Raw genomic sequence first — 15,060 nt, 5'->3', positions numbered from 1 at the left:
CATGGACCGCTCTGGCCCGTCGATCTCACTACTTGTCTGAGTCTTGCCTCTTAGGGATCCATCCGTGATTCATTTCAGCCTGCGAAGCCTCGTCGCAATCGCTTTCGTTGCCTGTTGCACCCAATTGAGCTTTAGCAAAGAGACCGTCATTCGCTCCGCGCGTTCCGGCGCCTGGTCGGACAAGTCGACGTGGGATTTGAACCGCCTGCCGAAAACAGGCGACCAGGTCATTGTGCGCGAAGGTCATAAGGTGGACTACGACGTCGAATCGCCTGATGTGATTCGGTTGGTTCAGATCGCCGGCACGCTTGACTTTGCAACCAACAAAAACACGCTCCTGAACGTTGGCTTGCTGACCCTGCTGGCCAGCGAAGAGCCGAGCGAAGATGGTTTTGATTGTCACATCGAGCCGGCGGCGCCAGCACCAGGAAAGCAACGGCCGACACTACTAGTGGGCAAACCTGGCACACCGGTTGGCAAGGATTTTACGGCGACCATTCGGTTGCATTACGTCGAGGGGATGAACAAAGAAACCTGCCCCGCGATCATCTGCTGCGCGGGCCGGATGGAATTGCACGGCCAGCCGCTACGGACGACCTGGGGCAAATTGAAAAAGGAAGCCGAGATCGGCGCCGATACGCTGAGCCTGGTTGAACCTGTCACTGATTGGAAAGCGGGCGACCATTTGGTGATCACCCGCACCCAGCGTCCGGGTCGCGGTGGGCCCCGAGGTGGCGCTCGCCCTGACGAATCAATCGATCACAACGAGGAACGTAAACTTGTCTCGACTGGCGGTCGCGATTTCACCGGTGGCAACTCACTCAAGCTCGATGCGCCGCTGAAGGTTTTTCACTTCGCCGATGAGAAGGAAGGTTTTCAGGGGGAAGTCGCCAACCTGACCCGCAATGTGGTCGTCGAGTCTGCCGATCCGGAAGGCGTACGGGGGCACACCATGTATCACAAGCATTCGGCTGGTTCGATCAGCTATGCCGAGTTCCGCCACCTGGGCAAGCGCGACGTACTGGGAAAATACAGCATTCACTTCCACCTTTGTGGCGACACGATGCGAGGCAGCTCGGTCATCGGCGCTTCGATCTGGAACAGCGACAACCGTTGGATCACGATCCACGGAACCGATGACCTCGTCATTCGCGATTGCGTCGGATTCAAAAGCATCGGCCACGGCTATTTTCTCGAAGATGGCACCGAGACCAACAACATTCTCGACCACAACATGGCCATCTATGCCAAGGAAGGAAAGCCGTTGCCGAAGCAGGTCATTCCGTTCGATCTGAATCTCGGCGCAGGCTTTTGGTGGGCGAACTGCCAGAACAGCTTCACGCGGAATGTCGCCGTGGACTGCGGCGAATACGGTTATCGGTTCGAATCCATCAAGACTGAGGACTTCAATCCGGTCCAGCCGATCCGTCAGCCCGACGGCTCGATTAAACTGCTCGATACGCGCACGATTCCGTTCGTCCGCTTCGAAAACAACGAAGCCCATTCGTTCCGCCAGTTCGGCTTGAACATTCGCGGCGTGCCTCGTTTCGGTGGCGCTGGCGGAATGCCCGAGGGGAACCCAATTCTGCTGAAGGAAGCCGCGGAAGCGATGCCCGCAGCAGGCAAGCCGTTTTGGATTCGCAACTTCCGTTCGTGGGAGTCGAACTACTCGATCCACCTGGGAACGACCGGTGTGTTCGTCGACGGGCTCGATACGTTCCGCAACGACGTGGCGATCTGGCGCTCGATCATGGATCGCTCAGGCTTCCGCGGGCTGCGGTCACGGGAAATGAAAGTGAATGACATTCACAACCCCATCAGCGTGGGCCCACTCAGCGCGGCAACGTCGGGCGAGGCTCCGCGGACTTCCGGTGGTGTGTCGAGCTTCCGAGACAGCACGCCGCCGATCACGATGATCACCAAGGTGGTTCGGACTGGCAGTGTGGTTCAGATCTGCGGATCGGTGGCCGACACCAGCGATATCAAGCAGGTCCTGGTCAATGGCCAGCCGGCCAAATCGACTCGCGATAGTTTTGCCGAATGGGAAATCACCCTCGAAGCGCCCGCCAATGGCGCTGCCTGGGAAATCTCAGCAGTTGCCGAAGATGTGCATGGGCAAAAGGAACTCACGCCCCACAAGATTTCGCAAAACTGAGTTGCTGATCACTGCCTGGAATCAGCCCCGAGCCGTGCCGAACGGCTCGGGAATCGCACTCATTTCTTACGGCTTTGTTAAGCTACAAATTACTGTGGCGAAACTTCTCGCGCCGCGCTCTCCGACACGCTTGTCACCTTGAGCGACAGTCTTTTCGCGATACATAACGCGTGGTGCGCACAAGTCCTGTCAGTGGGGCAGATTATTACTTTTTAAAGCCCGGCTCATCATTTGCTTATCTTCGGGGACTCGCCTAACAGCGGAATTCCTGCCGTTCGCTCCCGCCATCTGCTAGTGGAGCTTGTTCGCTCCCCCTATCTCTGAGGATCTGTCATGAAAAGGCGTTTGGGTTTTACCCTCGTCGAGTTGCTGGTTGTGATTGCGATTATCGGTGTGCTCGTGGCTCTCCTGTTGCCCGCCGTGCAGGCCGCCCGCGAAGCTGCCCGCCGCATGCAATGCTCGAACAACTTGAAGCAGCAGGGGCTGGGCTTCTTGAATTATGAGAGCGCGATCGGTGGATTTCCGCCGCGTCGTTGGTCGAAGAGCACGGGTCCCAAGGGTGGGCAGGCCGGCTGGGGCTACTTCATTCTTGGGTACATGGAAGGCGGCGGTCAGTACGACAAGTACAGCCTCGATTACGATTTTTATGATCCCTTCAACGCACCCGTGACCGATGCCACGCCCGGCAAGGGCGGCTCAGTGCCGAAGGTGTACATGTGCCCCACCACGCCCCGTAGCATGAGTGAAATGATGGTGACTGGCGGTACGACTTCGGCAGGGTCGTTGAACCCCGGCGCGACGGCCACAGTCTCGGCCTTCATGGACTACATGGTGCCTAACGGCTTCACGGTACCTACTGGTGGCTGGACGGTGAACTTCACCCGCAACGGCGCGGCGGACAACTACACGCAAGCCCTGTGGGACAGTTCGCCATCGTTCTACGCTCCTGGAGAAAACGCTGCGGTCTGGACTCCAAATCTTGCTCCGCGGAAAATTCGGGAGATCAAGGACGGGACGTCAAACACTTTGCTCGTCAACGAAATGGCCGGCTGGCCGATGAATTTTGTCGGCAAGCCACGCCAACGCATGACGAATTGGCCGACGAACTTGAATCGCGGTCACTGGGCCGGTTGGCAGGCGTTTGTCTATGCCATGTACAACTCCACCGGTACTGCAGCTGGCGGCTCGTCTTCCGCCGACTTGTTTCCGTGCGCGGTGAATTGCAAAAACCAGAACCAAATCTACGGCTTTCATCCCGGCGGCGCGAATGTTTTGTACTGCGATGGCTCAGTGAAATTCGCCTCCGAGACGATGTCGGGGCTGCTCTTCGCGCAGATTTGCACCATCGACGACGGCGGCGTGCTGGCTGAAAACTAATCTTTGAAATCTGCAGGAGTCGCAGTTCACGATGCTCGTGTTTTCATTTGGCAATGCTTCCCGCCGCTTGCTGCTCGGCAGCGGCTTGCTGATCGCGGTTGCGCTCGTGGCAGGCTGCAGCCAGAAGCACCCGACACAACTTGATTTACCCAAGTTGCATCCCGTTTCCGGGACGGTCACTTACCAGGGCCGGCCTGCGACCGGCTTTCGAGTGATCTTCAATCCGGTCACCAAGATTGGCAAATACGACATTCTCCCGCAGACCGTGACGGACGATGCGGGCGGCTATAAGTTGACGACGGAGAAGCCCGACGACGGTGCGCCGGAAGGTGAATACGTGGTCACGTTTCTGTGGCCCGATCAAATCAATAAACCAGAGAATCCCGATCCTGTTCCCGAAGTAGACAAATTCCGCGGCGCCTATGCCAACAAAGCTACTTCTACGTTTAAAGCCACCGTCAAAGCCGGTGACAATGTGATCCCCGTCTTTGATCTTCGCTAGTTCATCGTGAAGGGACTTGCCCATGACTCGCGTTCTGTTGCAGCGCCCGCGTCGAGGCGGCGCGCTGATCGATTGTCTCGCGGTGGTGGCGATGGGTGCGATCGGCGCGTGCCTGCTGTTGCCAGCGCTGGCCGACAGCCGGCAACTCTCGGACGTGAATGGTTGCACGGCAAACCTGCAGGCGCTCGGCAAGTCGTTCCTCGCCTTCGAGCGATCGCACGGTGGTTTGCCGCCGCGGCGGACCGGCGGTTTTGGCAACATCCCCTACGGCGGTTGGGGCGCTCAGATTCTGCCGCAGCTGAATGAAAAACTCGGCGGCGAATTCAAAGGCGACTACGACTTTTTTGATCCCATCAATAAGAAGGTCGTCGAGACTCGGATCTCCGAGTTCATCTGCCCGGCCGCGCCTGCCGATCGCAAAGTGGTGATTCGTTCGAATGCCTCGGCCGCGTCGATCAACGCCAACAAAGACACCTTGTTTGAAGTCGATGCCGGCCCCAACGACTACATCTCGTGCAATGGCTTCTTCATGCCGCGGACCGGCTATGGCATGGCATGGAACGACGGCGGACAAAACGGCGGCAATCAACGCCAAGCCATGACCGATACCGACAATCGTCCGCTGACCGACATCACTGATGGCCTGTCGCTGACGATCTTGATCGTCGAGAAAGCGGGCGCGCCGGCAGCCTGGCGAGTGGGCAAAAAGATCGGCAACGACGATATGTTCGCCGGGCAGAATAATTCGCGCGGCGCTTGGGCCGGTTATGGTTCGATTGCCTATGCCCCGATGAATCCCACTTCTTCCGATGTGCTCCGCAGCGCTCGCGGCGACAGCACCGACTGCTCGGTGAACTGCAACAACACGTTCGGCATTTACGGCTTTCATGAAAAGGGCGCAAACATCCTGCTCTGCGACGGCGCTGTGCGGTTTGTCACGCCTAAGCTCGATGGCTTGACGTTTGGCCGCTTGACGACGCGTGACGATGGTCAATTGATTGCCGACGAAGCGTTCTAAGTTCGCTGCCTGGTTTTGCTGGGAAGGATCGAAGCCGTGAAGCTTTGCCAAGCCATCGCTCTGTTCTGTGGGCTCGTGCTTATCGCCAGCAGCGTTCGCGCTGCCGATCCGGCGCAGCTCGCCGAACGAATTGATGCGGAACTCGCCAAGGGTTGGCAACGCGCCGGCGTGCAGCCAGCCAAAGGCGTCGACGATGGCACGTTCCTGCGGCGTGTTTACCTCGATCTAGTCGGCCGCATTCCCACGGTCGCCGAAACGCAAGCCTTTCTCGACGATGCCCAGCCGAACAAGCGGGCTCGCCTGACCGAGCAACTGATCAACTCCGGCGGTTACGCCCGGCACTTTGCCACGGTGTGGCGGCGGATCTGGGTGCCGCAGACCGACACGCAAGAGTTCGCTCGCCTCTCGAATGAATTTGAAGCCTGGGCCGCCGTTCGCCTTCGCGACAATGTTTCGTACGACAAGCTCGTCGAGGAACTCCTCCTGGCCAGTCGCACCCGTCAGGCCAACAGCGCGCAAGACCTGCAACAAGCGGTTAATCCCATCGGCTTTCAAGCAGCCAGCCTATTCCGCGCCGAGAATCTCGCCGCCAACACGACTCGCGCGTTCCTCGGACTGAACCTCGACTGCGCGCAGTGCCACGATCATCCTTTCTCGCGCTGGACTCGCAATCAGTTCTGGGAAACGGCAGCGTTCTTTGCCGCTCCTCAGATGGACGCCGAGAGCAAGCGCGATGTGCTGGAAGTGAAAATTCCGGAAACCGAAAAGGTCATGCGGCCCAAGTTGCTGAATGATCGCGTACCGGAGTTTCCCACGTCGATTGCACCCGATTCGGGCCGGAAAGAACTTTCGAAGTGGATCATCGAGCGTGAGAATCCCTACTTCGCTCGCAACGCAGTGAATCGCCTCTGGGCCAACTTCTTCGGCTACGGTTTGGTCGAACCGCTCGATGATTTGAGCGATGACAATCCTTCCAGCAATCCTGAACTGCATCAGGCCTTGGCCGATGCGTTTGTCGCCAGCGGCTACGACCTGAAGTTTCTCACGCAAGCGCTGGTGCAAACGCGGGCCTATCAGCTGAGCACCATCAGCAGCGGAACCACTCCGCCGCCGGAGTTGCGACTGTTCGAACGGATGCCCGTTCGCGGCCTCAGCGGCGAACAACTGTACGACAGCCTGGTGGTGGCCGCCGCCTTGCCATCGGTCCGCAAGGATTTGCTCTCGGGCCGCGAAGGAAACCGCCGCGAGCAATTCGCCTCGCTCTTGCACATCGAGCGCGCGGTGGCTGCCGAACGGTCGATCGTGCAATCCCTCACGCTGATGAATGGCACGCTGGTACAAGAGTTGACGAAGTCCGAAACAAGTCCGCTCCTCGCTGCCGCGACCGATTCGCCCTTTCTCAGCACGGCAGAGAAAGTGGAGATGCTGTTTTACGGCGCGCTCAATCGTCGCCCGACGGCTGACGAAACCAAGACGCTGCTCACGTACGTGACAAGCAAGGACGACGACCGCACCGAGACCGCAGCCCTGGCCGATGTGCTGTGGGTGCTGCTGAATAGCAGCGAGTTCAACACGAATCATTAATCATTCAACGCAAACGGACTTCCTACACTCTTTTCTCGAGGACGCCGCATGTCGCGCAAACTAGAACTTTCCCGCCGCAACCTTCTGCGCCTCGGCGCTGCTGTGACGGTCGGTGCTTCGCAATCGAGTTGGCTGCAAGGCCTGGCCGCCGGCGCGACTGCCACGCCGCAGCGCAACAAGTCGGTGATCGTTCTCTGGCTCAGCGGCGGTCCGGCCACGATCGACATGTGGGATCTGAAGACCGGCAATGAAAACGGCGGTCCATACCAAGGGACCGATACGAACGTCGCTGGCATCCGCATCAGCGAACACTTGCCGAACCTCGCCAAGGCGACCAACCACCTGGCCATCATCCGCTCGATGAAGACCAAGGAAGGGGATCACGGCCGGGCGACATTCCTGGGCGTGACGGGTTACACGCCCGTCGGTGCGTTGCAGTTCCCCGCGATCGGCGCGCTCGTTTCGAAAGAACTCGGCGGCGTCGAAGCAGCCGATCTCCCCGGTTACGTCAGCGTCAATTCACGGCGGACCATCGGCGGCGGTTTTCTCGGCCCACGCTATTCGCCGTTGCAAGTCGGCGGTGGTGGACGCGGATTGCAGAACGCGCAAGACGATGACGGTGGCTCGCTCAAGGTGCCGAATCTGTCGCGACCCGATGGTGTGACCGAAACAGCGCAGCGCAATCGGCTCGACCTGCTCAGCAAAATGGAACAAGGCTTTGCCGCCGGCGCCGATAGCCGCGTGGTCGAAACGATGCGTTCGGCCACTGCTCAAGCGGTGAGCCTGATGAAGCCCGAAGCGGCGAAGACGTTCAATATCAACGACGAAGACGAAAAGCTCCGCGACACGTACGGCCGTAGTTCGTTTGGCCAAGGCTGTTTGCTCGCGCGGCGACTGGTCGAGCGCGGCGTGCCGTTTGTCGAAGTCACACTCGACGGCTGGGATACGCACGGCGGCAACTTCGAGCGTGTCAAGCAATTGTCGGGCACGCTCGATCAAGGCTTCGGCGCGTTGCTCACCGATTTGCAACAGCGCGGCCTGCTCGACTCGACCCTCATCCTTTGCATGGGCGAATTCGGCCGCACGCCGAAGATCAACGGCCAAGCCGGCCGCGATCACTGGCCGCACTCGTGGAGCACCGTCATCGCTGGCGGCGGCATCAAGGGTGGCCAGGTCATCGGCAAGACGAGCGCTGACGGCACGACAGTCGAAGATCGGCCGGTGAGCGTTCCCGATCTGCTGGCCACGGTCTGCACCGCGGTCGGCATCAATCCCATGAAGCAAAACATTTCCAACGTCAGCCGGCCGATCCGCATTGCCGATCCGACTGCGAAAGTGATCTCGGAGATTCTATGATCGTCGGGCGATTGGCTGTTTTGTGCTGTGTCATTGGCCTGGCGACAACCGCGCTCGCCGGCGATTGCGAGTTGCAGTTGACCGGCCTGCAAGGTCCGGTTCGCGCGCGCCTCGAGATCCAGATCGGCGACCGCAAGTTCGTCGATGTCTGGCAGGAGAGTTTCGCCGAGCTCACGAAGTTCTACGATTTCGACGGAGATCAAAAATTGAATGCCGCCGAAGCCGCTCGCTTGCCATCGGTTGCTGCGTTTCGCGAAGTTCTGGCCGCCGGCTTCACGCCCAGCTTTGGCGACGTGCCGGAGTTCGCCGCACTCGATGCCAATTCCGATAAGTTCGTCGACGCCAGCGAAGTCGCCGCCTTTTATCGGGCAGCCGGTCTCGGTCAGCCCTTCGTCGGCGCTGGTAAAATGACACACACCAAGAGCCTGAATGCCGCGCTCGTCAAAATGCTCGACGCCGACGGCAACGGCCAGGTGAGTATCGATGAACTGAAAAAGGCCGCCTCGGCGATTGCCAAATTTGATCGCAATGACGATGAGATGATCGGCGCGGGTGAACTCGTGGCCGGCTTGAAGTATCCAGGCGCTGCGGGAAGTTATTTGCTGAAGGCCGCCGCCAAAGAAGCCCCTTCCAAACCAAAGTTTGCCGCAGCTGTGTTGCCGGCCAGCAAAGAAGAAACGTCCGCCGAGTTCGTCGTCGCGATTCGCATCGTTGCTGCCGAAGCGGACAAAGCCAAGCCGCCTGTTTTGTCTGCGGCTTCGCCAGCCGAGGCCAAGTTGAGCGGTGGATCGCTCACGCTGACCAAGCCGGGGCTGCAGTTTGTGTTGCGAGCCGACCCGGGCCGTTTGCAGGAGACGTCGGACGGCGCTTACAAGCGACTGGAACGCCGTTTTGGTGATGATGACACGAACGACGACGCTCAACTCGATGCTGCCGAGATCGAAAAATCACAAGGGACCGAGTGGAAGAACTTGCTCGCCATCGCCGATCGCAACGCGGATTCGCAACTTGCCGAAACCGAACTGAAGGCCTGGCTGGCTCTGCAGAAGCAATTCGCCGCGGGTCAGGTGCTGCTCACCTTGCTCGACGGCGGCAGTGGCTTGTTCGAACTACTCGATGGCAATCGTGACGGAGCGCTCTCAGCGGCGGAACTTCGCGCCGCTGTCGAACGCGCCGAGAAGGCCGGCGCGATTCAAGATGGTCAACTCGATCTGAGCAAACTCCCGACAACGATTGTGATCACCGCGAGCGCCGGTTACCCGCAATCGGTCCTGGGAGTTTCGCATCGCTCGGGCCCGGCTTGGTTTCTCGCCATGGACCGCAATCTCGATGGCGAAGTTTCTCGCCGCGAATTCACCGGCCCGGCCGCGGCGTTCACCCGGCTCGACACGAATGGCGACGACATTCTCTCTGAAGCCGAAGCGACCGCGAAATAGTCGTGCTTACGTAGGCCGGAACAAGTAGTACTCTGCGCAGTTCCGGCAAGAATCGCAGCGTGCCATGATCTCCGCCTGCGCGCTCGTGCTAACCCTGGCATTCATTCTCACCGAAGCTAGAATGATCGCACGCCTTCTGCTCTCCTTCAACCGCGATCCTTCCCATGAAATTGTTCGCCCTGGCCCTGCTGCTCCTGTGCGCAGGCATCGCCCAAGCCGAGATCGGCATTATTTCGCCTGCTGAGGCGAACAAGCTCATCACGGCTGCCGACGCGGCGCAGCGGCCGATCGTGCTCGATACCCGCGGCGGTTATAAGGATTATTTTCGCGGGCATCTGCCGACGGCCCATCATCTGAATTTCGACACGCTCCGCGGCACCGACCACGGCGTGCCGGTGCAGTACTTGCCGGACGATCTTACGGAGACATTGCTCGTCCGCGCCGGCGTTGATCGCAACCGCACGCACTTGATCTACGCCACCGGCGAAGCGCTGCCCAACGACGAGATCCTCAGCGCAAGCATGGTCGCCTATGTCCTGGAAAAATTCGGCGTCACCGACATTCGCATCGTCGATGGCGGTTTGCCGGCCTGGAAAAAAGCCAAGCTGCCGGTCACACAGGAATACTTCGGCAACCCAGCCGGCACGCTGCCGGAAAAGATGAAGCCCGAGATCAGCTTGAAAGTCGAAGACGTTCTCGAACGAAAAGGGAAGCCGGGCGTGATTCTGGTCGACGCTCGCCCGCACAATGAATATCTCGGCAACGACGAAATCTGGCTCCGCAAAGGACACATCCCCGGCGCGATCAGCTTTCACTGGGCTCGCCTGATGGAGAGCGACAACACGCACGCCTTCAAGCCGTTCGAAAAAGTGGAAGCCGATCTGAAGGCGGCGGGGCTGACGGCAGACAAAGAGATTCTGGTCTATTGCGGCACCTCGCGCGAGGGAAGCTTGCTGCGGTTTTATCTGAAGCACGTCGCGAAGTATCCAAACGTGCGGTTGTACGAAGGCTCGTGGAAGGAATACGTATCGCTGAAGCAGCATCCCGCCGAAACGACCGAGAACAAGGCCAAGTAGTTGCGAGGCGGCAGGCTGTGCTAACTGTACTTCTCTTTATTGCCGTTTGCTTCGTGGCATTCACGAACGGCGCAAATGCCAACTTCAAGGGTGTCGCGTCGCTCTACGGCAGCGGCACGACCTCGCTGCGCGGCGCGCTCTACTGGGGCACGGCGATGACGTTCGCGGGCTCGATCGCGGCGTTGTTTCTCGCGCAAGGGTTGCTCGACTACTGGGGCTTTCATTCCCAGGAACTGCTGAAGCAGTTCGGCGGCATTGGCATCGTCGACAAGGAAATCGCACAGCAACAAGAGTTCCTCACCGCCGTCGCTCTGGGTGCCGCGCTCACGAGTTTTCTCGCGACGCGATTTGGATTTCCGGTTTCCACAACGCATGCGCTGGTTGGCGCGCTCGTGGGCGCCGGCCTGGCAGGCAGCGGCAACCTCATGCACAGCAAGGTCCACTTCGACGCCGTCATCTGGCGATTCGTTGTTCCGCTGATTTCCAGTCCCGCCATCTCGGCGTTGCTTGGCGCGCTCCTGTACGGCCTGGTGAAGATGCCGAAGAAACGAAATTCTCTGCTTGATCGACTCCACTACCTCAGCGCCGGCGCCGCCAGTTTTGCCCGCGGCTTGAACGACACGCCGAAGATGGTGGCGCTGCTGCTGGTGATCTCCAATTTCGACAGCCGTTGGGCCTTTATCATCGTCGCCGTTTGCATCGCCCTCGGCGGGCTGCTCGATGCCAAAAACGTCGCCGAAACTCTCGGCAAAAAAGTGACCGACCTCGATCCAGGCCAGGGCTTTGCTGCCAGCCTCGTGACGGCGGGCCTGGTGACGACTGCCAGTCTGCACAGCTATCCCGTCAGCACCACGCATGTCAGCGTCGGCTCGCTCATGGGCATCGGCACCATCACGGGACAGGCGCATTGGCGCAAGGTGATTGAGATCTTGATCGCCTGGATCACCACGGTGCCCTGCGCCGCCGTCCTCGCAGCCGTCGCATATGGGTTGATCTCGCTCTTCTAATTGCCTTCAGTCGTCGACCGCTCCGCGGTCGACGACTGTAACGATCGGCCCCGCTTGCGCCACTCAGGACTATACTGTTCAGCTATGGCCAAGAAGAAACATCGTCGTCCGCGCGTCCGCGAGATGCAGCAGGAGGTCTCGTATGTTTGCGATGCGTGCGGAGAAGAAATCGTCATTCCCGTCGATCCGTCTCAGGGAGACGAACAGTCGTTCGTCGAAGATTGCCCCGTCTGTTGTCGTCCCAACGTCGTGCAGATCAACATCGAAAGCGACGGCACCGTGCGGGCGTGGGCCGAAGGTGAATAAATTCTTCGTCGCGCTGTTGATCCTCTGCAGCTGCTCGATCGGCCTCGCTCAATCGCCCCCGCGGTACCAGGCCTTGCTGCAAAACGGCCAGCGAGTGCAAGGCAAAACGCTAACCGATTGGCATGAAGCGCAGCGCACGCCGCGGCTCGACAACCAGTCTTTGCTCGAAGCAGGCAACCCCGCGCGCTGGCTGCGCGACCGCACACAACCGCTGAGCGAAGCGCCCCCGGCTTGTGTCGAGATGCACACCGGCGATTGTCTGCCCGGTATGGTGAGCGAGGCTCGCAGCGGGCAGGAAAGTAAATTCGATCCGCAGCCGCCGCATCTCATTGTGGAGCCGCGCTGCACGCTCGAACCTCCGCGCGAACGGCCCGTTTCGCAACTGCGAGTCGACACGAGTTATGTCCGGCGAATCGTCTGGCAACGGCGGCGAAAACTAGAGTATCAGCCGGGCACCCTTTTTTATCGCGACGGCCGAATCCAGCAGTTTCAAGCATTTCGCCTGGAAGGCGCGGTCGTGCAGGTGCTCCTCGCCGATGGCGCGCAGCGTGTGCCGTTTAGCGAGATCAGCGAACTCCATTTGCCGGCAATCGCTCAACCGTGGAATTTGCACTTCAGCGAACTAGCGACGCTCTGCACCAAGCCGGAAACGCGCTTGTGGCAACTCGAAACCGGCAGCGGGCTGATTGTGACAAGTTCACCGGAGCGGTTTGCGCCGCGATTTGAAGGGAACCCGAACGAATCGATTCGCTGGGTCCATGCGCTGCAACCGGCGTGGTCGCTCGATCTGCTGTGGATTCCCATCCGCGAAGTGACCGCCTGGCGGTTCTTCGCTCAAAACGAGGTGCCGCTGCAGCGGGCGCTAGACCTGCATCGCGGCGCGAAGCAACTCGCGGGAGTTCGCTGGCTGTCGAACCGCAACATTCTCGGTGGCCCGCTCCGCAGTTTGACAACCGACTTCGGCTTCGGCGTGGGGATTCAAGCGCCGGCCCAACTCGCGTTGCCGCTGACGACCGATTGCCTCGCGGTACGATTCAATGCCTGCCTCGATCGGCTCGCTGGACGCGGTGGTTGTGCGAAGGTCCGTCTACGCCTGCCCGGCGGCAATGTGTTGTGGGAAAGTCCGTTGCTGCAGGGTTCCGAAGTGGTGGCCGATACCGGCAGGATCGCGTTGCCCCCCGCTACCACGCAACTAACGTTTGAATTCGATCAATTGCACGAAGGACGGCCGCCGGGGGCTGATCCGTTTGATATTCGTGATCACGTCAATCTCGCCGATGGCTACTTGGAGTTGGAGCCCGCTGCCGTTGCGCGTGAGCTCGAGCGCCGCGTGCCGGAACGATTTGCGGCGTGGAAGGGTTGGCAGGTTTCGCCGGCGCGCAATCTAAGCCCAGCGCCCAATCGCGAGCTGAACTTGTCGCAAGAGCGCGTCGTCAATGATAAGACCGAAAAGGGTTTTCTCACCGCGATCAGCATGAAGGATCGGCCGTTGTCCCTCGCCCGCGAGTTGGCGCTCAAACCTGGCGACAACTGGCTGGTGATCGCTGCCGCCCGCGTTCGGCCGCAAGGCGCGCCTGTGAAGCTGGAAGTTCGCATCGCAGGGCAGCCCGCCGCCGAATTTGAAATTCCGGAGCTGCGCGGCGAATGGAATGAAACGCCGCCGCTAGTTGTACCCCTCGCGCCCTATCAGCAAGCCAAGCCGCAAACGCTCGCGGTGGAGATTCGTCAGCTGGCCGCACCGCCCGATGCCGCGCCGGTGCGCTGGCGGTCGATCGCGCTTGCGAGTCAGCATCCCACTTCGTTCGATTTGTATGAGGACAATCCCAAACTGACTGCCGAGTCGACGAACTCATCCAGCGCCGCGGAATACGTGACCGCCGATCGTTTTTCGGGGCGTGGGTGCATGCAACTCACCGGCAACGGCGTGTATCGGGTCGGCTTGAAGACCAGCTTGCAGATTCGCGAACGGCCTCAGTGGGGCGAATATCGCTTCGTGCGGTTCGCGGTCCGTCGACCACAGAAGCAAAAATCGAAAGGGCGGTTCTCACTGGAGTTCGAAGCGGCCGCTGCAGGTAGACGCCCTTATCGCTTCGACACCGGCAAAGGCAAACCGGCATTCGACTCGGCCGTGCGCTTGTGGGACGGCGATCTGCCGGAGCACTGGATTGTTGTCACGCGCGATCTCTTTGCGGACTTCGGTGAGTTCGAGATTCGCGACATGCTGGTCAGTTGCTTCGATGGCGACAGCGTGTATATGGATCACGCTTATCTCGGCCGCAGCCCCAGTGATCTCGATCGCTTGCCGCCGCGCCCTTCGTCGTGGGAAGACGCGACCAAGACGCTCGACAATTGGCCGAAGGACATCACCAAGCGGATGACGCCAGCGCTCGTCGGCGTTGAGTTCGCTGGTGGTCGCTGGTGCGGCGGCGTGGCGATTCGGCCCGAAGGGGAAATCCTCGTTCCCGGTCACCTATTGGGCAGCGTGAATGAAGATGTGACCGTGCATCTGCACGACGGCAAAACGTTTGCCGCAAAAACAAAGGGCATCTGCCGCGATCGCGACCTGGGCATGGTGAAGGCCGAGAAGGCACAGCAGCTGGTCGTTGTGCCGTTTTGGGATGTGAAGGAAGCGAAGCTGGCCGACGATTATGTGGCCATGATCATGCCGCCGAAACCAAGTGGCGGTTTCAAGATCGAAGCGGTGCAGGTCGAAGTGCGCCAAGCCGTGCGTGGCCGTTTGTGGAGCACACTCGAAACGCCCGAATGGATTCCCGGCGGCGTGCTGTTTCACCGGCATGGTTACCTAATGGGTTTGCACGTCGGCCGGCATCCGCGCGGCGGCTTTATTTTTGAACGGCCCATTCAAGGCGACCAACTCGATCCGACGAATCGGCTGCGCGGCGGCGACGTCTTCGGCAGCTGGCCTCTCGGCACCGAACCGTTGATCGGCTTCACCGTCAAACGTCGCAGCGGATCGACCGAACCGGGCGTCGCGATCGAAACCATCGATTCCCCAGCCGTCGCCGCGGCAGGGCTCAAGCCGGGCGAGGTGGTGCTGACGTGCGACGGCCGAGCGCTGTTCGCGCCCAGCGATCTGAGTCAATGCTTGGAGCAGAAAGACGCCGGCCAGGAAGTAACACTGGAAGTGGAACGAGCGGGCGGAAAAGAATCGGTGAAGGTGAAGCTGGAACGAAGGCCCTAAGCGTCTTCCCGCGAAAGACATGTTCTTTCGCGGGAGCGATT

At 60.0% G+C, this 15,060-nt stretch carries 11 protein-coding genes; all 11 read left to right on the top strand.

Translation table 11 applies throughout. From position 1 onward, the window contains the following. Nucleotides 1-64 precede the first annotated feature (64 nt). Complete coding sequence (locus tag M9Q49_RS32535; RefSeq protein ID WP_254513480.1) at nt 65-2,155, top strand: G8 domain-containing protein; 2,091 nt, start codon at nt 65-67, stop codon at nt 2,153-2,155. A gap of 333 nt (nt 2,156-2,488) precedes the next feature. After that, nucleotides 2,489-3,532, top strand: coding sequence for a DUF1559 domain-containing protein (locus M9Q49_RS32525; protein ID WP_261365347.1), 1,044 nt, complete (start codon nt 2,489-2,491; stop codon nt 3,530-3,532). Nucleotides 3,533-3,563: 31 nt separating this feature from the next. Beyond that, the gene (locus M9Q49_RS32520) at nt 3,564-4,034 is read left to right on the top strand and encodes a hypothetical protein (RefSeq protein ID WP_254513479.1); all 471 of its coding nucleotides are present in this window, start codon (nt 3,564-3,566) and stop codon (nt 4,032-4,034) included. 22 nt (nt 4,035-4,056) lie between these two features. Further along, a complete protein-coding gene (locus M9Q49_RS32515) occupies nt 4,057-5,052 on the top strand; it encodes a DUF1559 family PulG-like putative transporter (RefSeq protein WP_254513478.1) in 996 nt (331 codons plus the stop codon). A gap of 36 nt (nt 5,053-5,088) precedes the next feature. Beyond that, complete coding sequence (locus M9Q49_RS32510; RefSeq protein WP_254513477.1) at nt 5,089-6,636, top strand: DUF1549 and DUF1553 domain-containing protein; 1,548 nt, start codon at nt 5,089-5,091, stop codon at nt 6,634-6,636. Between the two features lie 48 nt (nt 6,637-6,684). Continuing rightward, complete coding sequence (locus tag M9Q49_RS32505) at nt 6,685-7,992, top strand: DUF1501 domain-containing protein (RefSeq protein WP_254513476.1); 1,308 nt, start codon at nt 6,685-6,687, stop codon at nt 7,990-7,992. Further along, nucleotides 7,989-9,428, top strand: coding sequence for an EF-hand domain-containing protein (locus M9Q49_RS32500; protein WP_254513475.1), 1,440 nt, complete (start codon nt 7,989-7,991; stop codon nt 9,426-9,428). Before M9Q49_RS32505 ends, M9Q49_RS32500 begins: the two co-directional genes overlap by 4 nt. A 164-nt stretch (nt 9,429-9,592) precedes the next feature. Beyond that, complete coding sequence (locus tag M9Q49_RS32495) at nt 9,593-10,504, top strand: sulfurtransferase (protein WP_254513474.1); 912 nt, start codon at nt 9,593-9,595, stop codon at nt 10,502-10,504. Nucleotides 10,505-10,521: 17 nt separating this feature from the next. Then, nucleotides 10,522-11,511: an inorganic phosphate transporter gene (locus tag M9Q49_RS35880; protein ID WP_254513473.1), complete on the top strand. Its 990-nt coding sequence runs from the start codon at nt 10,522-10,524 to the stop codon at nt 11,509-11,511. A gap of 84 nt (nt 11,512-11,595) precedes the next feature. Then, complete coding sequence (locus M9Q49_RS32485) at nt 11,596-11,817, top strand: CPXCG motif-containing cysteine-rich protein (RefSeq protein ID WP_254513472.1); 222 nt, start codon at nt 11,596-11,598, stop codon at nt 11,815-11,817. Next, the gene (locus tag M9Q49_RS35875; protein WP_254513471.1) at nt 11,810-15,019 is read left to right on the top strand and encodes a PDZ domain-containing protein; all 3,210 of its coding nucleotides are present in this window, start codon (nt 11,810-11,812) and stop codon (nt 15,017-15,019) included. Before M9Q49_RS32485 ends, M9Q49_RS35875 begins: the two co-directional genes overlap by 8 nt. Nucleotides 15,020-15,060 lie beyond the last annotated feature (41 nt).

It is taken from the genome of Anatilimnocola floriformis, assembly GCF_024256385.1.
GTDB lineage: Bacteria > Planctomycetota > Planctomycetia > Pirellulales > Pirellulaceae > Anatilimnocola > Anatilimnocola floriformis.
Note: the sequence above shows the minus strand (reverse complement) of the source record. Positions and strands in the feature narration are given on the sequence as shown.